Annotated in this window: 20 protein-coding genes and 1 other RNA gene; 8 read left to right on the top strand and 13 right to left on the bottom strand. The window is 65.4% G+C overall.

The genetic code is table 11. The features are described from left to right. Positions 1–56 precede the first annotated feature (56 nt). The 4 genes from truA to recR form a co-directional block, all read right to left on the bottom strand. Positions 57–830, bottom strand: coding sequence for a tRNA pseudouridine(38-40) synthase TruA (gene truA, locus ACYQOP_RS26100; RefSeq protein ID WP_461225038.1), 774 nt, complete (start codon positions 828–830; stop codon positions 57–59). Between the two features lie 25 nt (positions 831–855). After that, positions 856–1,785, bottom strand: coding sequence for a methionyl-tRNA formyltransferase (fmt, locus tag ACYQOP_RS26095; RefSeq protein WP_461225036.1), 930 nt, complete (start codon positions 1,783–1,785; stop codon positions 856–858). 28 nt (positions 1,786–1,813) lie between these two features. Then, on the bottom strand, positions 1,814–2,332 hold the full coding sequence (locus ACYQOP_RS26090; RefSeq protein WP_207412799.1) for a peptide deformylase: 519 nt from the start codon (positions 2,330–2,332) through the stop codon (positions 1,814–1,816). 121 nt (positions 2,333–2,453) lie between these two features. Further along, entirely contained in the window at positions 2,454–3,059 is a 606-nt protein-coding gene (gene recR, locus ACYQOP_RS26085; RefSeq protein WP_311275112.1) for a recombination mediator RecR, read from the bottom strand. A gap of 336 nt (positions 3,060–3,395) precedes the next feature. Here recR and ACYQOP_RS26080 point away from each other — a divergent pair, with 336 nt between their 5' ends. Beyond that, a complete protein-coding gene (locus tag ACYQOP_RS26080) occupies positions 3,396–5,012 on the top strand; it encodes a phosphoenolpyruvate carboxykinase (protein WP_311275113.1) in 1,617 nt (538 codons plus the stop codon). A 67-nt stretch (positions 5,013–5,079) separates the two neighbouring features. Here ACYQOP_RS26080 and ACYQOP_RS26075 read toward each other — a convergent pair whose 3' ends face one another. The 4 genes from ACYQOP_RS26075 to ACYQOP_RS26060 all read right to left on the bottom strand — a co-directional run bounded on the left by ACYQOP_RS26075 (position 5,080) and on the right by ACYQOP_RS26060 (position 7,919). Then, positions 5,080–5,400, bottom strand: coding sequence for a YbaB/EbfC family nucleoid-associated protein (locus ACYQOP_RS26075; protein ID WP_056430980.1), 321 nt, complete (start codon positions 5,398–5,400; stop codon positions 5,080–5,082). Between the two features lie 66 nt (positions 5,401–5,466). Beyond that, positions 5,467–7,434, bottom strand: coding sequence for a DNA polymerase III subunit gamma/tau (locus ACYQOP_RS26070; protein ID WP_461225032.1), 1,968 nt, complete (start codon positions 7,432–7,434; stop codon positions 5,467–5,469). Positions 7,435–7,502: 68 nt separating this feature from the next. Then, positions 7,503–7,599: signal recognition particle sRNA small type (ffs, locus tag ACYQOP_RS26065), an RNA gene on the bottom strand. A gap of 56 nt (positions 7,600–7,655) precedes the next feature. After that, positions 7,656–7,919: a PepSY domain-containing protein gene (locus ACYQOP_RS26060; protein WP_056430974.1), complete on the bottom strand. Its 264-nt coding sequence runs from the start codon at positions 7,917–7,919 to the stop codon at positions 7,656–7,658. A gap of 146 nt (positions 7,920–8,065) precedes the next feature. Between ACYQOP_RS26060 and ACYQOP_RS26055 the strand changes: the two genes are divergently transcribed. Beyond that, positions 8,066–9,601 (top strand): YifB family Mg chelatase-like AAA ATPase, encoded by a 1,536-nt coding sequence (locus ACYQOP_RS26055; protein WP_461225030.1) that lies wholly within the window; start codon positions 8,066–8,068, stop codon positions 9,599–9,601. An 18-nt stretch (positions 9,602–9,619) separates the two neighbouring features. Here ACYQOP_RS26055 and ACYQOP_RS26050 read toward each other — a convergent pair whose 3' ends face one another. The 3 genes from ACYQOP_RS26050 to ACYQOP_RS26040 form a co-directional block, all read right to left on the bottom strand. Continuing rightward, positions 9,620–11,053 carry a mannose-1-phosphate guanylyltransferase/mannose-6-phosphate isomerase gene (locus ACYQOP_RS26050; RefSeq protein WP_461225028.1) on the bottom strand — a complete coding sequence of 478 codons (1,434 nt, stop codon included), beginning with the start codon at positions 11,051–11,053 and terminating at the stop codon, positions 9,620–9,622. Positions 11,054–11,228: 175 nt separating this feature from the next. Then, positions 11,229–13,394, bottom strand: coding sequence for a methylmalonyl-CoA mutase (gene scpA, locus ACYQOP_RS26045; protein ID WP_461225026.1), 2,166 nt, complete (start codon positions 13,392–13,394; stop codon positions 11,229–11,231). A 148-nt stretch (positions 13,395–13,542) separates the two neighbouring features. Next, on the bottom strand, positions 13,543–13,962 hold the full coding sequence (locus ACYQOP_RS26040) for a hypothetical protein (protein ID WP_461225024.1): 420 nt from the start codon (positions 13,960–13,962) through the stop codon (positions 13,543–13,545). A 92-nt stretch (positions 13,963–14,054) separates the two neighbouring features. Between ACYQOP_RS26040 and ACYQOP_RS26035 the strand changes: the two genes are divergently transcribed. Together ACYQOP_RS26035 and ACYQOP_RS26030 are read left to right on the top strand one after the other, a co-directional pair. After that, a complete protein-coding gene (locus ACYQOP_RS26035; protein WP_461225022.1) occupies positions 14,055–14,960 on the top strand; it encodes a DUF817 domain-containing protein in 906 nt (301 codons plus the stop codon). A 74-nt stretch (positions 14,961–15,034) separates the two neighbouring features. After that, on the top strand, positions 15,035–15,235 hold the full coding sequence (locus ACYQOP_RS26030) for a hypothetical protein (RefSeq protein ID WP_056430960.1): 201 nt from the start codon (positions 15,035–15,037) through the stop codon (positions 15,233–15,235). Between the two features lie 219 nt (positions 15,236–15,454). On the opposite strand, the gene ACYQOP_RS26025 is transcribed toward ACYQOP_RS26030, so the two are convergent. Further along, complete coding sequence (locus tag ACYQOP_RS26025; protein WP_018044781.1) at positions 15,455–15,670, bottom strand: hypothetical protein; 216 nt, start codon at positions 15,668–15,670, stop codon at positions 15,455–15,457. A 423-nt stretch (positions 15,671–16,093) separates the two neighbouring features. On the opposite strand from ACYQOP_RS26025, the gene ACYQOP_RS26020 reads away from it, so the two are divergent. The 3 genes from ACYQOP_RS26020 to ACYQOP_RS26010 all read left to right on the top strand — a co-directional run bounded on the left by ACYQOP_RS26020 (position 16,094) and on the right by ACYQOP_RS26010 (position 18,281). After that, the gene (locus ACYQOP_RS26020) at positions 16,094–17,227 is read left to right on the top strand and encodes a S1C family serine protease (protein ID WP_461225020.1); all 1,134 of its coding nucleotides are present in this window, start codon (positions 16,094–16,096) and stop codon (positions 17,225–17,227) included. Positions 17,228–17,313: 86 nt separating this feature from the next. Continuing rightward, entirely contained in the window at positions 17,314–17,571 is a 258-nt protein-coding gene (locus tag ACYQOP_RS26015) for a hypothetical protein (protein ID WP_461225018.1), read from the top strand. Next, positions 17,568–18,281, top strand: a complete 714-nt coding sequence (locus ACYQOP_RS26010) for a J domain-containing protein (RefSeq protein WP_461225016.1) — start codon at positions 17,568–17,570, stop codon at positions 18,279–18,281. The genes ACYQOP_RS26015 and ACYQOP_RS26010 overlap by 4 nt, the downstream gene beginning before the upstream one ends. A 146-nt stretch (positions 18,282–18,427) precedes the next feature. On the opposite strand, the gene ACYQOP_RS26005 is transcribed toward ACYQOP_RS26010, so the two are convergent. Next, on the bottom strand, positions 18,428–19,918 hold the full coding sequence (locus ACYQOP_RS26005; protein ID WP_207412809.1) for a D-alanyl-D-alanine carboxypeptidase: 1,491 nt from the start codon (positions 19,916–19,918) through the stop codon (positions 18,428–18,430). Between the two features lie 299 nt (positions 19,919–20,217). On the opposite strand from ACYQOP_RS26005, the gene ACYQOP_RS26000 reads away from it, so the two are divergent. Next, positions 20,218–20,562: a phasin family protein gene (locus tag ACYQOP_RS26000; RefSeq protein ID WP_056430945.1), complete on the top strand. Its 345-nt coding sequence runs from the start codon at positions 20,218–20,220 to the stop codon at positions 20,560–20,562. The last annotated feature ends 241 nt before the right edge of the window (positions 20,563–20,803 follow it).

Below are 20,803 nucleotides of genomic sequence, written 5' to 3'. Positions count from 1 at the left end.
ATCGTCGAGGTTGCCTGAAGATGCCTTTTCGCTGGCAAAATACAATCTGAAATTGATTACTCAGTAGATTCCCGGTCTGGCCGGTAATCCACCCCCACGAAGGTCAGTCCCTTGGCGGGCGCCATCGGGCCGCAGCGGGCGCGGTCGCGGCTCGCCAGGATGTCGGCGACCTCGGCGATGCCGAAGCGGCCGCAGCCGGCCATCATCAGTGTTCCGACCATGGCGCGGACCTGATGGTGCAGGAACGAGCGTGCCGAGGTCGAGATCACGATCTCCTCGAACAGGCCCATCGTCACCGTGGCCACGTCGAGCTGTTCTAGGGTGCGGATCGGGCTGTTCGCCTGACACTCGGCGGCCCGAAAGGCGGTGAAGTCGTGGCGACCGAGGAGACCTTGCGCGGCCCTGTGCATCACCTCGGCATCGAGCGGCCATGGAACGTGCCAAACATGGTCGCGCGTCAGGGCAGGCGGGCTGCGCCGGTTGAAGATGCGGTAGCGGTAATGCCGTCGAATGGCTGAGTGGCGCGCATCGAAACCGGGCCCGACCCGCTCGGCGCTGACGATGGCGACCGGTAGCGGGCGGAGATGGGCGTTCAGGGCGTCGCGCACCGTATCCGTGCGCCAGTCCTTGATGAGGTCCAGATGGGCCACCTGATGGATGGCGTGGACGCCGGCATCCGTCCGACCGGCGCAGGTCAGGCGCAGGTCCTCCCCTGTGAAGCGTTTGACGGCGTCCTCGATGGCGCCCTGGACGGTGATGTCTTCGGCCTGTCGCTGCCATCCGCAGAACGGAGCGCCGTCATACTCGATCACGAGTTTGTAGCGGGGCATCAGCGACGGCCCCCGGTCTCTGAGTTCACGGGAAGCGCGTTCCCGGCGCGAGATGCGCACCGCGCACGAATTCCGCACCCGTGACGATGCCGCCCTTGCCGGCCCGGCGCAACTCTGTGAGCTGCACGGCTCCCTCGCCGCAGGCGATGGTTCCGGCCGCATCGAGCAGAGTGCCGGGCATGCCCTGTCCCTGCTTTGGCAGGGCGCGCAGCACCTTCACCCGTTCCGGCCCCTTGCCGAGATCGGCCTCGAAGAAGGCTCCGGGGAAGGGCGACAGCCCGTTGATATGGTTCGCCACCTCACCCGCCGGCTTCGACCAGTCGATGCGCGCCTCGTCATTGGTGATCTTGTGCGCGTAGACGAGACCCTCCTCGGATTGGGGCGTGAGGGGGAGGGGCTCGTGTTCCAGCTGGCCGAGGGCCCGGCTCATGAGCGCCGCGCCAATGGGCATCAGCGTATCGTGAAGGTCTCCCGCACTCATGCCGGGGGTGATGGCGACCCGTTCTTCCAGGGCTACGGGGCCGGTGTCGAGGCCCGCCTCCATGCGCATGATGCCGACACCGCTCTCCGTATCCCCTGCCATGACCGCGCGTTGGATCGGTGCCGCCCCGCGCCAGCGTGGCAGCAGGGAGGCGTGGAGGTTCAGGCACCCGTGGCGCGGCACGTCGAGGATCGCCTGAGGCAGCAGCATCCCGTAGGCGACCACCACGGCGACATCGCATCCGTGCGATCGGAACAGCGTGAGCGCATCCGGCGTCTTCAGCGTCGTGGGGGTATGAACCGGCAGGCCGAGCCTGTCCGCCAGCGCATGGACGGGAGACGGACGCAACGCCATGCCGCGCCCGGACCGCGCCGGGGCGCGGGTATAGACCGCGGCGATGTCGTGACCGTCTTCCGCCAGGCGCGCCAGGGTCGCCACGGCGAAATCGGGCGTCCCCATGAAGACGAGCTTCATCGCGCGCGCTCTCTGTTGAAGGATGGGATCAGACGTCCTCGCCGCGCTTGGCCGCCTTGACGAATTTCTTGATGACGCGGTCGCGCTTCAACTTCGACAGGTGATCGATGAAGAGTACGCCGTCGAGGTGATCGATCTCGTGCTGGATGCAGGTGGCCAGAAGCCCGTCCGCCTCGATCTCGCGGGTTTCACCGGAAAGGTCGCGAAAGCGTACGCGCACCCGGTCGGGCCGCTCGACCTCGCCGTAATATTCGGGGATCGACAGGCAGCCCTCGTCATAGACGCGCTTCTCCTCCGAAGCCCAGACGATCTCCGGGTCGATGAAGACCTGCGGCTGCCGCGCGTTCTCGTCCTTCGACGTGTCGATCGTGACTACACGCTTGGTCACGCCGACCTGGATGGCGGCGAGGCCGACGCCCGGGGCATCGTACATCGTCTCCAGCATGTCGGCCGCGAGGGTGCGGACCTCATCGTCGATGGTACCGACGGGGGTCGACACCTGACGCAGGCGGGCGTCTGGCAGGATGACGAGGGGGCGGATGGTCATGGCGCGGCCGGATCTGTCGATGAAAAGGGCCCGGCTCCCTGTCTCCCGGGTCCGCCGTGCCGGACCCGCAGATAAGGTTTGGCGGATGGCCGGTCAAATCGGCCAGGGATAGCGATGCGGCTCAGAACGCCGTCCGGCTTCGGATGGCCGCCGAGAGTGTCCCTTCGTCGAGATAATCGAGCTCTCCCCCCACCGGCACGCCATGGGCGAGGCGGGTCACCTTCAGCCTGTGATGCGCCAGGGATTCGGTGACGTAATGCGCGGTGGTCTGACCATCGACCGTGGCGTTCAGAGCCAGGATGATCTCCCGGACATCGCCATTCCCGGCCCGGTCCACCAGGCTCGCGAGGTTGAGATGCTCCGGCCGGACACCATCGAGGGCGGAGAGCACGCCACCGAGGACGTGATAGCGCGCCGTCACCGCCCCTGACCGTTCCAGGGCCCAGAGATCCGAGACATCCTCGACCACCACCAGGATGGAGGGATCGCGCGACGCGTCCCGGCAGATGGTGCATGGGTCGCTTGTATCGACGTTGCCACATTCCTGGCACACGACGATGCGCTCGGAGGCCACCTGCATCGCCTCCGCCAGCGGAGCGAGCAGAGCTTCTCGCTTTTTGATGAGATGCAGCGCCGCGCGCCGGGCCGAGCGCGGGCCGAGCCCCGGCATTCGCGCGAGGAGCTGGATCAGGCGTTCGATTTCGGGGCCGGCAACGGCTTGGGCCATACGTGTTCCGTCAGACGGCCGCGGCCGTGTTCGTTAAATGGGGTCGGATCTCGTCGTCTTGTAGTCGGGAATCGCCGCCGCCGCATGCGTTCCGACGCCGCTCCGGATACCCCTTTGTTTCTCTGACAGATCCGTTCGTTCGTCTTTTAAACCGTTGCCGTCTCAATTGACCGGTGGCCGCCGGAGAATAAGCAGGTCTATTCGATCGAGTGGTGAACCTGTGCGCGGCGGACCTGAACGACCGCGTGGACGCTCCATCGGACCGTCCGGAAGACGAATGGGAGATTCCGGCCAAGCCAGACCTCAAAGCGATCAGGTGTTCGAGGAGTAGCGGACGTGACACATTTCGGCGATTTCAACGCCAGCCATGGACCCGAAAAAATCGGCCTGCGCAATCTGAAGGCGGTTCATTGGAACCTGGAACCCCCACGGCTCTACGAGGAATCCCTGAGCCGTGGTGAATCGCAGCTCGCCCATGGCGGCGCCCTCGTGGCGACCACGGGCAGCCATACCGGTCGTTCGCCGAAGGACAAGTTCATCGTCCGTGACGCCAACACCGAGAACGAAATCTGGTGGGAGAACAACGGCGCGATCACGCCCGAGCAATTCGAGACGCTGTACCAGGATTTCCTCAGCCATGCCGAAGGGCGCGAACTCTTCGCCCAGGACCTCTATGGCGGCGCCGATCCGGCCCACCGTGTCCAGGCGCGGGTCTTCACCGAACTCGCCTGGCACTCGCTCTTCATCCGCAACCTGCTGATCCGGCCCGACCGTTCGGCTCTTGAGGATTACGTCCCCGGTCTGACGATCATCGATCTTCCGAGCTTCCAAGCCGAGCCGCACCGTCACGGCTGCCGCTCGAAGACCGTCATCGCCATCGACTTCACCCGGAAGATCGTCCTCATCGGCGGCAGCGCCTATGCCGGCGAGATGAAGAAGTCGGTCTTCACCTATCTAAACTACGTTCTGCCCGGCGCGGGCGTGATGCCGATGCATTGCTCGGCCAATGCGGCGCTGGATGCCGAGGGCGAGTCCGCCCTGTTCTTCGGCCTCTCGGGCACCGGCAAGACCACGCTCTCCAACGATTCCTCGCGGCAGCTCCTCGGCGACGACGAGCATGGCTGGAGCAAGGACGGCATCTTCAATTTCGAGGGTGGCTGCTACGCCAAGACCATCCGTCTCTCCCGCAACGCCGAGCCCGAGATCTACGCCACGACCGAGCGTTTCGGCACGGTGATGGAGAACGTGGTAATCGACCCGCTCTCGCGTCGCCCCGATTTCGACGATGCGTCGCTCACCGAGAATACCCGCTGCGCCTACCCGCTCGACTTCATCGCCAATGCCAGCGCCACGGGCAGGGCCGCTCACCCAAAGAACATCGTGATGCTCACCTGCGACGCGTTCGGGGTGATGCCACCCATCGCCAAGCTCTCGGGCGCGGAGGCGATGTACCACTTCCTCTCCGGCTACACCGCCAAGGTGGCCGGAACGGAACGCGGCCTGACGGCGCCCGAGGCGACGTTCTCGACCTGTTTCGGCGCACCCTTCATGCCCCGGCACCCGAGCGTCTACGGCAACCTGCTGCGTGATCTCATCGCTCATCACGATGTGGATTGCTGGTTGGTGAATACCGGCTGGACCGGCGGAGGTGTCGGTACCGGACGGCGCATGCCGATTCGCGTCACGCGTCGCCTGCTCGGTGCCGCCCTGGACGGGTCGCTGTCGAAGACCGAGTTCCGTCGCGATCCGTATTTCGGCTTCGCGGTTCCGGCTTTCGTTCAGGGGGTCGAGCCGCACATTCTTCAGCCCGTGAAGACCTGGGGCAACAAGACGGCTTTCGCCGAGACGGCGACGCGCCTCGTGTCGATGTTCCGGGAGAACTTCAAGCGCTTCGAGGCCCATGTGGACGCCGACGTGCGCGCCGCCGAGCCGGTTCAGGTCATCGCGGCCTGAGACAGATCATCGTTCGATCCCGGCTCGTGCCGGGATCGGCCCCTACGACGAAGAACCGGCCGAAGACCTAGAACAGGTTCAGCCCCGGCGGGATCGGCAATCCCTTGGTCAGTTCGCCCATGCGTTCGGCCGCCACCTGCTCGGCTTTCCCGCGCGCGTCATTGACCGCGGCCACGATCAGATCTTCCAGGATCTCACGTTCGTCGGGGTTCATCAGCCCAGGATCGAGGGTGACGCCCTTTACGAGGCCCTTGGCGGTCATCGTCACGGCGACCGCGCCTCCGCCGGACGCGCCGCTGACCTCGACGGTATCGAGCTCGCGCTGCAGGGTCGCCATCTTCTCCTGCATGGCCTGGGCCTGCTTCATGATTCCCATGAGGTCGCGCATGGCTGAGCTTTCAAAACGAAGTGAGACGATTACAGGACGGCATCTGGGGTCGGCAGCGGCGAAGCGCTATGCCTCGTCGTCCGGATCTCCGGTGCTTTCGGGGTCGACCGGCGTGAGGTCCGTGCTGGCAGCCGCTTCCACCGGGGGGGCCTTGTCCCGCACGTCGATGATCTGGGCGCCGGGGAAGCGCGCGAGCACTTCCTTCACCAGAGGGTGCGCCGCCGCGTTCTCATGGCGCGATTCCAGCGCGGCGCGTGCCTTGCAGGCAAGGGTGGGCTCTCCCTCCTCCTTCGACAACGCGACGATCCAGCGTCGGCCAGTCCAGGCATCCAGCGAACGGGCAAGATCGTTGGGCAGGCTCTGCCGGCCTCCCTCCGCCAGGCGGAACTCGATCCGCCCTTCCTCGAACCGTACGAGATGCGCTTCTCGTTCCAGCGCCATCTTGAGGCCGATGTCGCGGCGCTCGTCGGCGAGGGCGACGATATCTTCGAAACAGGTCAGGCGCGGACCAGCCTCGCGGGGCGCTGCTTCCGGGGCGGGGGCCGGGACGAGATTCACACGCGCGCCGCCGCTCGCCGCGAGGGTCAGCGCGGGACGCGGCGGGGGCAAGTCGATCGATGGCAAGTCGATTGATGGCAAGTCGATTGATGGCGAGGCCATCGATTGTGCGGCCAATGACTGCGAAGCCCCCGGCGGCGGGCCCGATGTGGCCGAGTGTGCTGCTCCGGCATGCGCAGATGACACTCCGCTCGGCGCGGATGCACTCGGCAGTGTAGCTCCCGTCGATGTCATCGGGGTTGCGGCGAACGCATCCGATTTTAACTGTCGCAGGGCCTCGTCCGGCGTCGGCAGGTCGGCGGCATAGGCCAGGCGGACGAGAGCCATTTCGGCGGCGGCGAGCGGTCTCGCGGCGGTCTGGACCTCGGGAATCGCCTTCAGCAGGATCTGCCATGCGCGGGACAGGGCGCGGATGGACAGTTTGGCCGCGAACTCACCTCCGCGACCGCGCTCGTCGGCGCTCAAGGTCGGGTCGGCCGCCGCCGCATCGGGCACGAGCTTCAGCCGGGTGACCAGATGGGTGAAGCTCGCCAGGTCCGACAGGACGACGGCGGGATCCGCTCCCGCTTCGTACTGGCTGCGGATCTCGGCGAAAGAAGTCGGTACGTCGCCACGCATCACCGCCCCGAACAGGTCGACGATCCGCCCCCTGTCGGCGAGGCCGAGCATGTCGCGCACGCTCGCCCCCGTGACGAGGCCGGCGCCATGGGCGATGGCCTGGTCGAGGAGCGAGAGCGCGTCACGCACCGAACCTTCGGCGGCGCGGGTGATCGCCGCCAGGGCTTCCGGCTCGGCCTCGACGGATTCGGCCGCGCAGATCTTGGCCAGATGGGCGACCATGGTGTCGGCCTCGACCCGACGCAGGTCGAAACGCTGGCAGCGCGACAGGATCGTCACCGGCACCTTGCGGATCTCGGTGGTGGCGAAGACGAATTTGGCGTGGGGCGGCGGCTCTTCCAGTGTCTTCAGAAAGGCGTTGAACGCCTTCTCCGAGAGCATGTGCACTTCGTCTACGATGTAGACCTTGTAGCGGGCGGAGACCGGCGAATAGCGTATGCCGTCAATGATGCCGCGTACGTCGTCGATACCGGTATGCGAGGCGGCATCCATCTCCAGCACGTCCATGTGCCGTGATTCCATGATCGCCTGACAATGGCGGCCGAGCTCCGGCATGGCGATGGTGGGGCCGGTATCGGGATGCCCGTCGCGCAGGTAGTTCAGACCACGGGCTAGGATGCGGGCGGTCGTCGTCTTTCCGACGCCGCGCACACCGGTCAGCATCCAGGCTTGTGGAATGCGATTGGCCGCGAACGCGTTGGCCAATGTGCGGACCATCGCGCCCTGGCCGATCAGATCGTCGAAATTCTGGGGGCGGTATTTGCGCGCCAGCACCCGGTAGGGCGTGGCCGCCGGTACGGGCTCGGGAAGACCCGGAAGGCCGGGAAAATCGCTCGGAGTGCCGGAGGTCGCGTCCATGCCGCCTTGCGTGGTTCGAGCGGCCCCGGGTCGGGGGATGCCGCCACGCGGACCTCAAAAGAAACGAAGGTGGGAGGCTGGACGAAGACCCGCTCGGTCTCGTTAGGGCTGCTTCCTTCCGGACCTGACCCGGTTGGCGAGTGAAACGTCCCTCGCCAACCTCCCGAGCGCTATATGGCCGGCGCCTTGCTGGAACGCAAGCGCTAGGACGGACGAAGCGCTTATTCGGCTTCGCGAGTGGTGATCGCGTAGGTCTTGAGGTCGAGTTCGAGGTCGAACTGCTTGCCATTCGCATCGATGGCGTCGTCCACGTCGATCTCGTGCTCCTCGACTTCGATCTTGCCCCACTTGGTGAAGCCTTCCTTCTTCAAGGTGGCTTCGATCTTGGTACGCTCCTCGGGGGTCGGCGCACGGTCGGCGAAGGCGGTGCCAGTGAGGGCGAAACCGAGGGCGATGGCAGCGAGGCTCGCAGTCTTGATCGACATGGTGGAACTCCTTGGTCCGGAAAGTGAGACTTTCGAACGGCGAATCGGGAATGGAGTTCCATGACACGTCAGCAAGGGCGCACGCGCTGGTTGTCATGAGCCATGGCGCATCCTAACCTTGGCTATAAGCTCAGGGGTCTGGATCCATGGTCACCCGCGTCGCCACAGTCGCCTTCGAGGGGATCGAGGCGCGCGCCGTCGACGTCCAGGTCCAGATCGCCCCGGGGGCGGTGATGTTCATGGTGGTGGGGCTGGCGGACAAGGCCGTGGCGGAATCGCGCGAGCGCGTGCGCTCGGCGCTGATCGCATCGGGACTGGCGCTTCCGGCAAAGCGCATCACCGTCAACCTCGCTCCGGCGGACCTGCCGAAGGAAGGCTCGCATTACGACCTTCCCATCGCCCTCGCGGTGATGGCCGCCATCGGCGCGATCCCACCCGATGCGCTCGCCGGGTACTGCGTTCTTGGTGAGCTCGCTCTCGACGGCACGATCACGGCGGTGAACGGCGTCCTGCCCGCCGCGATGGCGGCGAATGCGCGAGGACTTGGCCTGATCTGCCCAGCGGCGACGGGACCCGAGGCAGCCTGGGCCGGCGGCGATATGGACGTGCTGGCCCCGCGTTCGCTGATTCAACTGGCCAATCATTTCAAGGGAAGCCAGGTGATGGCCCGGCCCGAACCGGCCGTGGCCACGAGCACGGGACGCCTACCCGACCTTCGCGACATCAAGGGCCAGGAAGGCGCCAAGCGAGCGCTAGAAATCGCCGCCGCCGGAGGGCACAACCTGCTGATGAACGGCCCACCGGGCGCGGGCAAATCGATGCTCGCCGCGCGACTTCCCTCGATCCTGCCGCCGCTCGGTCCGCGCGAGCTCCTCGAAGTCTCGATGATCCAGTCTGTGGCCGGCGAGCTGAAAGGCGGTGCGCTCTCGAACCGGCGCCCCTTCCGCCAGCCCCACCATTCGGCGTCGATGGCGGCCTTGGTGGGCGGCGGAATGAATGCCCGCCCTGGCGAGGCCTCCCTGGCGCATGGCGGCGTATTGTTTCTCGACGAGCTTCCCGAATTCACACCCCAGGTGCTCGATTCCCTACGCCAGCCGATGGAGACCGGAGAGGTCATGATCGCGCGCGCCAATCACCGGGTGACCTATCCGGCGCGGTTCCAGCTGATCGCCGCGATGAATCCGTGTCGCTGCGGTCAGGCCCTCGAGCCGGGCTATGCCTGTCGACGTGGACCCAACGAGCGTTGTGTCGCGCAATATGGCGCCCGCATCTCCGGGCCGCTCCTCGACCGGATCGACCTGCGAATCGAGGTTGGGGCAGTCGCGGCGGTCGATCTGATCCTACCGCCTCCCGCCGAAGGCTCGGCCGAAACGGCGGCGCGGGTCGCAGTCGCTCGGGCACTGCAGACCGAGCGCTTCACCGCGCAGGGGCTCACCGGCGTCGTCACCAACGCTACGTGTCCGGCTCCGATGATCGAAGAGATGGCCGCGCCGGATGCCGACGGTACGGCGTTGATCCGCGACGCGGCGGAAACCATGCGTCTCTCGGCTCGCGGCTTTCACCGCGTCCTGCGCGTGGCGCGCACCCTGGCTGACCTCGACGGGGAGGAGCGGGTACGCCGCATCCATCTCGCCGAGGCCCTGTCCTATCGCGGCCGGGCCGAGCGGCCTGTGGCCGCCTGAGCCCGACCGTCTCTCGTTTTAACGCCCGTAGATGTCCTCGACGCGGATGATGTCGTCCTCGCCGGTGTAGGATCCGACCTGGACCTCGATGAGTTCGAGGGGGATCTTGCCCGGATTGGTGAGGCGATGCATCGATCCGATGGGCAGGTAGACCGCCTCGTTCTCGTGAACCAGCACGACACGGTCATCCACGGTGACCTCGGCCGTGCCGCGCACCACGACCCAATGCTCGGCACGGTGGAAGTGCTTCTGCAGTGAGAGCCGCCCGCCCGGCGTCACCATGATGCGCTTCACCTGGAAACGCTCGCCGATATCGATGCGCTGATACCAGCCCCAGGGGCGGAACATCCGGCGATGGGCATCCGCCTCCGGATGGGCTTTCTCGCGCAGCTGCGTGACCAGCTCCTTGACGAGGCCGGCCTTGGCCTTCGAGGTGACGAGTACGGCATCCGGGGTCGAGACGACGACGATATCGTCGACGCCGACCACCGCAGTGAGGTGCTCGCCCTCGCTATGGATCAGGCTGCCCCGGGTTTCGACGAGTTCCACGCGGCCGCGCACGGCATTGCCCAACGCATCACGAGGCAGGACGTCCCAGACCGCATCCCAGGTGCCGACATCGGACCAGGGGAAGGAGACCGGCAGGACTCCGGCGCGATCGGTCCGCTCCATCACCGCGTAATCGATGGAGGTCTTCGGCGCGCTGGCGAAGGCGGCGGAATCCAGGCGCAGGAAATCGAGATCGCTCGTCGCCTTGTCGAGGGCCGTGCGTGTCGCGGCCAGGATCTCCGGGACATAGGTCTCGAGTTCGGCCAGCATGACGTCGGCCCGGAACAGGAAGTACCCGCTGTTCCACAGGGCCCCGTCGGCGATCAGGCTTTCCGCGCCATGACGATTGGGCTTCTCCACGAAGCGCCCGACCTCATAGGCACCCTCTACGCCGTCGATGGGCGCGCCCTTGCGGATATAGCCATAGGCGGTGGATGGAGCGATCGGCTCGATTCCCAGGGTCATGATGCGACCCGCCTGCGCACCAACCGCGGCGGCGCGTGCAGCCTCGACGAAGGCCGCGGTGTCACCGATGACATGGTCGGCCGCCAGGATCAGCACCACGGCCTCCGGGTCGCGGCGGGCGGCATGGAGGGCGGCTACCGCAACGGCCGCGGCGGAATCGCGACGCTCCGGCTCGAGCACGATGTCGGCTTGGACCTCGGCCTGCAGAAGTTGTTCCGCCACGATGAAGCGGGCTTCACTGCTGGTGATGATCGTCGGCCGCGAGAAGGCGGTTCCGTCGGTGACCCGACGGGCGGTGTCCTGGAATGTCGAGCTGTCCGCGTTCACCAGCGGAGTGAACTGCTTCGGCATGCTCTCGCGAGAAGCAGGCCAAAGGCGCGTACCGGAGCCTCCGCAGAGGATGACCGGATGGATGAGAGGGAAAAATCCTGAGGCCATCGGCGTCAACTCACAATTTCAGTTCAGTACGTTGCCGGGAAATACAATTTTGCTGCGCCGCAACCAACCCGGCGTGGGATGAAAAATGCGGCAAAAACGATAAATGCATTAGGCAAGCGCTTGAGGCCAGCGTCGAAGCCGATCTCTTGCACTACGGTCGTGTAACATGAATGCGCTATTCGGCGGCCTGACGCGCGCTGTAACCGAGCCTTCCGTTGAGTTCTTCGATCAATTTCACCGCAGCGTCAGCAATGACCGTGCCGGGTGGAAAAATCGCAGATGCGCCAGCGGCATGGAGGGCGGGATAATCACCCGGGGGGATGACCCCACCAATCACGATCATGACGTCGCCCCGGCCTTGTTCGGTGAGGGCTGCCTTCAATTCGGGCACCAGCGTCAGGTGGCCGGCGGCCAGGGACGACACGCCGACGATGTGGACGTCGTTCTCCACAGCCTGACGCGCGGCTTCGGCGGGAGTTGCGAAGAGGGGTCCGATATCCACGTCGAAGCCGAGATCGGCGAAGGCCGAGGCGATCACCTTCTGACCTCGGTCATGTCCATCCTGGCCCATTTTCGCGACGAGGATGCGCGGGCGCCGCCCGTCATTCTCCTCGAAGGTCTCCACGAGCTGACGAACGGTCTCGACCACCGGCGACATGCCACCCACCTCTCGCTTGTAGACGCCCGATATCGAGCGGATCTCCGCCCGATGCCGGCCCCAGGCCTTTTCCAGCGCGTCGGAAATCTCTCCGACCGTCGCCTTCGCGCGGGCAGCCTCGACACCTAGCGCCAGGAGATTGCCCTCTCCTTGGGCGGCTGCGGTCAGTGCCGCAAGGGCCGCATCAACGTCGGCCTGGTTGCGCTCGGCGCGCAGCCTCTTGAGCTTGTCGATCTGGAGCATGCGGACATTGCCGTTGTCGACGCGCATCAGCTCGATGGCGCGGTCATCCTCTGGCTTGAATTTGTTGACGCCGACGATGGTCTGGCGGCCGGAATCGATCCGCGCCTGGGCGCGGGCCGCCGCTTCCTCGATGCGCAGTTTGGGGATGCCGGCCTCGATGGCCTTGGCCATCCCGCCCAATTCCTCGACTTCGCGGAGATGCTCCCAGGCGCGGGCGACGATGTCTCGGGTCAGCTTCTCGATATAGTAGGAGCCGCCCCACGGATCGACGATCCGCGTCGTGCCGCTCTCCTGCTGCAGGAACAGCTGGGTGTTGCGGGCGATGCGGGCCGAGAAGTCTGTGGGCAGCGCTAGCGCTTCGTCGAGGGCGTTGGTGTGGAGCGATTGCGTCCCGCCCTGCGTTGCGGCCATCGCCTCGATGCAGGTGCGGGTGACGTTGTTGAATACGTCCTGGGCGGTCAGTGACCAGCCGCTCGTCTGGCTGTGGGTGCGCAGGGGCAGAGACTTGTCGGTCTTCGGCTCGAACTCCTTCACGAGCTTGGCCCAGATCAGGCGCGCGGCCCGCATCTTGGCGATTTCCATGAAGAAGTTGGTGGAAATGGCCCAGAAGAACGACAGGCGGGGTGCGAACTTGTCGATGGTCAGCCCGGCCGCGAGACCGGCCTTGATGTACTCGACGCCGTCGGCGAGCGTGTAGGCGAGTTCGAGGTCGTTCGTCGCACCGGCTTCCTGCATGTGGTAGCCGGAGATCGAGATCGAGTTGAATTTCGGCATATGAGCCGACGTGTAGGCGAAGATGTCGCCGATGATCCGCATCGAACCCGCCGGCGGGTAGATGTAGGTGTTGCGGACCATGAACTCCTTGAGGATGTCGTTCTGGATCGTGCCGGCGAGCTTCTCCGGCGGCACGCCTTGTTCCTCGGCCGCCACGATGTAGAGCGCCAGGATCGGCAGCACCGCGCCGTTCATCGTCATCGAGACGGTCATCTCGTCCAGCGGAATGCCCGAGAACAGCGTCCGCATGTCGTAGATCGAATCGATCGCCACGCCGGCCATGCCGACATCGCCCGAGACGCGCGGATGATCGGAATCGTAGCCCCGGTGGGTGGCGAGATCGAAGGCCACCGACAGGCCCTTCTGTCCGGCCGCGAGGTTGCGCCGATAAAAGGCGTTCGAATCCTCAGCCGTGGAGAAGCCGGCATATTGCCGGATCGTCCAGGGCTGCGTCACGTACATCGTCGGGTAGGGGCCGCGCAGATAAGGCGCAACACCGGGATAAGTGTGCAGAAACTCGATCCCCTCGCGATCCTCCGGCCCGTAGACGCCCTTCACCGGGATGCCTTCCGGCGTCATCCAGGGCTCGCCTGCCGGCGGCACGGGCGCCGTGAAGGCATCTGCCGTGTAGGGGACGTTCGCGAAATCAGGGATACGGGACGTCATGTGATCGAACTCGTGCGGCGGCGTATGGCGAAGCATTATAGTGAAGCACCGGCTTCGGGCTATCCCTCTCAAATTCATTTTGAGGATGAACCGCGATCCCAACTCCGCGGAGGGGGGCTTCCGGCACAGCCTCAGACTGCGGCATCGTTCAGTTCTCGGCGCCTCCTGATCGGCTTTTGAGCCACTCGATGCGTTCGTCGATCAGTTCGCGCAGCCTGTCGCGTCGCTTCGAGGCCTCCCAGCACGTGTCCGGGCAGTTGGGGGTTTCACCCTCCATGATTCCGACGACCGCCAGGACGACGAGAGCCAGGGCAAGCAGGATTCCAAATACGATCGGCCAGGCGAGGCTGAGCCCGACGAGGAGGGCGAGACCGCCCTTCAGCACGAGCGAGCCGGCAAGCTTCAGCTTGATCAGCGCCGCGAAGCTGGCGCCGCTACCAAGAACGCCTCGAAACACGCGCATGGCGATGGCGCGAAACCGACGCCGGGCCAAGAGCTTCTGCGAGCGGGCCAGATCGCGTCGCACACGCTCCGATTCCCAATCGGCGTCTTGCTCGGTCGTCCGCATCGGCAAGCGATTGCCCTCCCGCGCTATCGATAAGGTCGAGCTTCACCCTCGGCTACGCTAAGGCGGGCTGCGCCACTGCCGGAACCGCTAACGTGACAGACATCCCGACCCAAAGCGCCGCCCGCACCTGGCCGCCCATCGCCCGGTTCGCCGGCATTGAGGCACGTCTCGGTGCATGGGCCCTGGGGCGGGGACCTTTCGCGGCGGGACTCTACGAATTCCTGAGGTTCGGCATCAAGCAGGGGTGGGCGTGCCTGTTCGGCGGTTTGCTCTGCGCCCTGCTCATCGCGAGCTACCTGCTTTATCCGCCGCATGCGGCGATCAGTCGGTACGATTTTCTCACGCTGTCGGCGGTGGCGATACAGATAGCGCTTCTCGCCCTGCGCATGGAGACCTGGGAGGAGGCGAAAGTGATTGCGCTCTTCCATGTGGTCGGGACGGTGATGGAGATCTTCAAGACTGCCGTCGGGTCATGGATCTATCCGGAGGCCAGTCTGCTTCGCATTGCGGGTGTGCCGCTCTTCACCGGCTTCATGTATGCGAGCATCGGCTCCTACATCGCCCGGGTGTGGCGCCTGTTCGACTTCCGCTTCACCCATCATCCCGGCACCGGCGTGACGCTCCTGCTGGCCGCGGCGATCTACGTGAACTTCTTCACCCATCACTACGCGATGGACATCCGCCTCGGGTTGTTCGCGGCAACGGCCGTGTTGTTCGGCCGAACCTGGGTGCATTTCAAAGTCTGGCGGGTGCACCGGAGAATGCCGCTTCTCCTGGGCTTCCTGCTCGTCGCACTGTTCATCTGGTTTGCCGAAAATATCGGCACGGGGACGCGGGTCTGGCTCTATCCGAACCAGACATCGACCTGGGCGATGGTTTCCTGGCAGAAACTGGGTGCCTGGTATTTGCTGATGATCATTTCCTACGTGCTGGTCACCCTCGTGAACAAACCGGAGATTTATCGACACGGCGGGATTGAGCGGAGAAATTCGAGATAATAGCGATCGGCCTTCTTCAAGGTTTGGCAAGATCGAACGGGCTATGCCCGTTCGAGCCATGAGGAACCCCGTTCATGAGTGATTCCATCGCCGGCCTTGCACAGTCGATCGTGTCGAACCAGACGGCTGCGACGCGAGAGTCGATGCAGACGACTTTCATACGCAAGCAAGGCGAGAGCGACCGGGCCATTTCCCAGATGTTGCAGCAATCCGCCGATCAGCAGAAGGCCGTTCTTCCCGAAGGCCAAGGTGCGGTCGTGGACCGGCAGGTCTGAGCCTCGGTCACCATCGGCGACAAGGCCTGATGATTGCCCGCATTGAGGCAGGCCATGCCGTAGGACGGGTCGGGTTGCCCGCAAAGGATGATGCATGCATCGGACAGGCGGGTCCGACTTGCGACATCATCGTTACGCCCGCTGCGCGGCGCGGTCGGTTCCGCGCCGGCGGCTGGGTCTAAAAGAGCTCGTCAGTCGGCTGACAGAAGCCACAGCGGATTAGTTGAGATAGGTGCGGATCCAGTTCGGCGAGAGAATTTCGCCTTCTTCCGTGATGATCCATGGCTGCTTTGCCGGGTCGGTCAGGGCGCCTGCGGCGGCCTCGATCGCCTCGCGAAGGGTGCCGTAGCGCGCAGGCTGGGCCAGCGGCGCCGGGACGGGAGTGGTCCGCCAGATCGTCAGATCGGCAGGACGTTCGAGGGCTTCGGTTTCCATAACAATGTTTCCTTGAACCTGAGAGGGTCATTCCCCGCGGGTCTGTGCGACTGAACCAGCACTTGGCGCAGCCAGCGCGGGATGTGTTTCCGTGAGAATGGAAGCATCTCTAGGGCAGCTTTGCGATCAATTTAGGCATTGCCATGATGAGTATGGCAGACCCAATCCTTTATCCCCTGCCTTAAGCATCATGTTTTGGACACAAAGCTTGAAGCCGCTGCTCTGGGACGCCCTCTTTTTATGATGAAGAGTTGAGAGTGGCAGTGCTTGTCGTACTTGTAGCTTGAACGTTGGGGCGGAACCGTGTGCCTGCGCACCCGGATCGTGCCGCCCGTCAAAACAGTTGAACGGAGATGCGTGACCGACCAGTTAATGCGACAGACGCAGTCCAGAATTTTTCCAAAGCTGTGAAAGGGATGTGACATGTCGGACCGCTTTGGCCGCATCGCGATCACGGCGGCCCTGGTGCTCATGGCCCTCTATGTCGGGCAGCCCTATGTGGCGGCCCTCCTGTTCTCGGCCGAAACCCCGCGGGCCATCACGGCGCGGGGGGATCTGGCCCAAGCGGAAACGTCCACCGCGACGTTGTTCGAGCGTGCGAGCCCATCGGTCGTGCATGTCTTCGCCCAGGCCGCCGCACAGGGGCGCTCTTTGATGAGCCCCGACGCCGAGGAGGGCGAAGGCGGCACCGGTGCGCAGACGGGTACGGGCTTCGTCTGGGATGGCGCAGGGCATTTGGTCACCAACAATCACGTGGTCGCATCGGCTGCCCAGCGGGGTGGGTCGGTGTCCGTCCGCCTTTCCTCGGGTGAAGTCCGTCCGGCGACGATCGTCGGCGCTGCGCCGAGCTACGATCTCGCCGTACTTCGCCTCGGCGGCACCGGCGCCGTTCCGCCGCCCCTCGCCATCGGTACCTCGGCGGATCTCAAGGTCGGGCAATCGGCCTTCGCCATCGGGAATCCATTCGGTCTCGACCATACCCTGACGACGGGTGTCATCAGCGCGCTTCGCCGCCGCCTCCCAACGGGGGAGGGGAGGGAGCTGTCCGGCGTCATCCAGACCGACGCCGCGATCAATCCCGGCAATTCGGGCGGGCCACTCCTCGATTCCGCCGGACGCCTCGTGGGCGTCAACACGGCGATCTACTCTCCCTCCGGTGCCAGCGCCGGCATCGGTTTCGCGATTCCCGTGGATGTCGTGAACCGGGTCGTCCCCGAACTCATCCGCAACGGACGCACCCGCAATCCGGGGATCGGCATCATCGCCGGGCAGGAGGCCACCGCCGCGCGCCTCGGGATCGATGGTGTCGTGGTCCTGCGGGTTCTGCGCGGATCGCCGGCCGCCGAAGCCGGCTTGCGTGGCGTCGACGTTCAGACCGGCACGATAGGCGACATCATCGTCGGAGCGGCCGGCCAGCCCGTGCACCGCCTGGCCGACCTCACCGCCGCGATGGAAGCGGCGGGGATCGGCAAGTCCATCGAACTCGCTGTCGAGCGGGACGGACGCATCCGCAAGGTGACGGTCACCACGGCGGATGTCGCAGAGACGCGGCAATAAGGCTTTCCCGGTTCGGGCTGTCACATCGGCCGTTTCCGGTGCAGTAGGGACGGAACCGCGCCGCACGAGAACACGCAAGACACGCAATGACGACGAAGGCCCGCCTGTCCCGATCCCTCGTCTGCGTCGCGCTGACGCTCGGCACGATGCCGGCCGAAGCGAGCGACAGGGCGTGGCGCTTATGCGCCGGCGACGCTCCCGAGGGAGTTCGTCCGCCGTCTCGTGAGCGTTGCCCGGACCGTATCACTGAGCGGGCCGGCTCGCGGATTGGTTCGCACCGGATTGGCGAGGTCCAGATCCGGATCGCCGGACGGGTCTCGCTCGATCACGACATCCGCCGATGACGATCCTCGCCGCCCTCGCGGCCCTGTTCGTCCTGTGGTGGTACGCGAAGAACGCGAAGCCCCAACTCGTTCGGCGCTTGCGGCGCCTGATCACGCCGCGTGTCGTGAGACGCAGCGGAGGCTATGTCTTGCTCGCCCTGGCAGCTGTGGCGGCTATTCGCGGACGGGTCGAACTCGCGATCCTGTTCGGGGGCATCGCGTTCTGGTTTCTCGACGGTGTCGATGCCCTCGTCGTCCGGCTGCGCGGACTGGTCGGGCGTGTTGCCGTCGCACGGCCCACGATCGTGCTGTTCGAGGTGATGCCAGACGGACGGACCGCTGACGGGATCGTTCAGATCGGTCCCTATGCCGGCCGTCGCCTGTCACAGCTTCCGGATGCGGCGCTGATGCAGATCTTCGCGGTCTGCCGCAAGGTGGATCGCATCGCCGCCCGCCGGCTACAGACGTATCTCGACGGCAGGACGGCCGCCGGGCGTGTAGACGCTGAGAGAGATGCCAACGCGCGGTCGCGCCGTCCGCCGGATCCAGGGTCGATGACGCAGGAGGAGGCTCACCAGATCCTGGGGCTTCAGAGCGGGGCGACCTTGCAGCAGATCCGCACGGCTCATCGCACGCTGATGAAACGGTGGCATCCCGACCAGGGCGGAACGGTCGAGGGGGCTTCGCGTATCAACGCGGCCCGAGACAGGCTTGTGAGCCGACATCGCTGATACTCCACGCGCGTTGCCAGAAAAATGCTCGATCAGACCCGACCGGCGAACAGCCGTCGGGGTTCGACGAAGACGCGAAGGGCGTCGTCGCCGTTGTCAGGACGGGTTCGGCATCCTGAAGAGGGAAACCGTCGCGTTGGTGGAGTTCAGCTTCGCGTGGCGAAGCAGTTGAAGCCGTTGCGCTTCAGGGTCGAGCAGGCATCCTGGGCGGCTTCCTGTTCGCTGAAGCCGGAGAACCGCGCCCGGTAAAGGGTGGCGCCGCCGTGATCGACCCGCACGGTGTAAGGTGACGCCTTGGAGAGCGCGCTGCCGGCCCGGCTGCGAGCCTCGGAGAGCATCGATTTGGCCTTGTCTTCGTCGTCCATGGCGCCGAGCTGGATCACCCAGGCGGTGGGCGTGACGCGGCTCGTGGATGCTGCCTTCGGTGCGGGGTCGGACCGAGCGCCGTCGACCGATGCGAGGCGGGCGTCGGACTTGCCGCTTGGCGAGGTTTTGGCTCCCGGGAACGCGGCGGGCGCGCTGCTCGGGGCATAGGCCTGAGCCGAGGCCGGGAGGGCGCCGCTCCGCCACTTGGCGCCGGCGCTTCCGGGCGTGGTTGTCTGGCGCGGGCTGATGTCGAGGGGCTGGGTCGAAGCGGTGGTCTCGACCTCCACGTCCTCGTCATCGGCCGAGGCGACCTGCGTGCGGGTCCGCGACGTGGCGTCCGCCACCACGGCGGGACGGCCACGCTCGGCGACTTCCGTCACGGCCGGGGTCTGCCGGTTGCCGGCATAGGCCCGGGGCAGGTTCGCCCGGACGAGATCGGCCATGATCCGGTCGCGACTGGCGCCCGACTTTCCGCCGAGCACGATCGCAACGATCTGGCGGTCGTCGGACTTGGCGGCGGTCATAAGGTTGAACCCCGAATCGCGGGTGTAGCCGGTTTTGATACCGTCGACGCCCTCGACATTTCCAAGGAGGCGGTTGTGGTTGCCGATGACCCGGCCACGGAAGGCGAAGGAGCGGGTCTGGAAATATTTGTAGTAGCGCGGAAACCGGTCCTGGATCGCGCGGGCGAGGATGGTCAGGTCGCGCGCCGTGGTGATCTGGTCCGCATCCGGCAGACCCGAGGCATTGGCGTAGTTGGTCCTGGTCATGCCCAGGGCCTGCGCCTTGCGGGTCATCATCTCGGCGAATTTCGGCTCGGAGCCGGCGATGTTCTCGCCGATGGCGCAAGCCACGTCGTTGGCGGATTTCGTGACGATGGCCTTGATCGCGTCCTCGACCTCGATCGTCGAGCCAGGCCGGAGCCCGAGCTTGGATGGGGATTGGGAGGCTGCGAAGGCGGAGATGGTCAGCGGCGAATCGAGGTTGAAGCGGCCGCGCTCGAGCTGCTCGAACAGCATGTAGAGCGTCATCACCTTGGTGATCGATGCCGGATGCCGGAGGGAATCCTCGTTGACCGCATGCAGGGTACGGCCGGTCTTCACGTCGATCACCATGGCGGCGTAGGGTGGGTTGTAGCCCCCGCCGCCGCCCCGGTGATGGTGCCCACGACGCGCGTCGGCGGGCGAGGCGATGGCCGTGAGAACGGCTGCGGCCGCAATGAGGGCCGGCAGTCCATGGGTCGTCCGGGAGCGACTCGGAACGCTACGCATCGCGACGGGGTGTCCTCGACAACCGATCGTGAGATCGGCTTGCACTGCATCATCACTGCAAAGCCGGCGAACGTGCCGCCGTGACCTCGCAACATCTGTCAATCAGGCTAGGTCGACGCGGTTACGGCCCGGTTAATGCCTGGCGATTGATTTGACCGTTTTTGCTGCGATGCAACATGATCTTGACGTTCCATGTTGCATCGCACATAGAGACGGCATTGGTCGCTTCCGCGGGTCGGGGAACCGGCCTTGTCGACATCCGGCCCCAGAGGAATGCCCGAAAGGGTATCTCGCATCCCATGACCAGTCAGCTTTTCGACAAGATCCCCGCTTTCGACAAATCCGGCATCGACTCGGTGATGAAGAACGTGTCGCTGGTGGCGCGGACGAACCAGACCGTCGGAACCGAGATGGCGGATTACACCAAGCAGTCGTTCGAGCATGGCACCGCCACCATGAAGAAGCTGGCCGAGGCGAAGACCCCTCAGAGCGCCATGGAAATCCAGGCCGAGTTCATGAAGGCGTCCTACGAGCGTATGGTCGCTCAAGCGAAGCTGGTCGGCGGCCTGTATGCCGAGCTCGCCAAGGAAATCGGCAAGCCGCTCGAGGGCCTGACGAAGATCAAGCTTCCCGCCACCAACTGAGCTCCCTCGGCGCCAGCGCCCGAGAGACCGAAAAAGCTATTCCGAAGGGCGATCGAGCGACGGCTCGGTCGCCCTTTTTCGTGCGCCACGGCACCTTCCGGCGCCGGACCCGGGCGATGTCCGCCCGGCGGTAGGCATCCGTGGCGTCGAGTGACCGGACAAGTGCGCGCAGGCGACTGGCGAAGTCCGGAAACGGCCTATAGATTGGACGAGAAGCAGGTGCGCCGCGCCAGCGTGCAGT

This window comes from Methylobacterium sp. CM6247 (assembly GCF_054817925.1).
The sequence above is the reverse complement of the archived record's forward strand: the minus strand, read 5'-3'. Positions and strand labels throughout refer to the sequence as shown.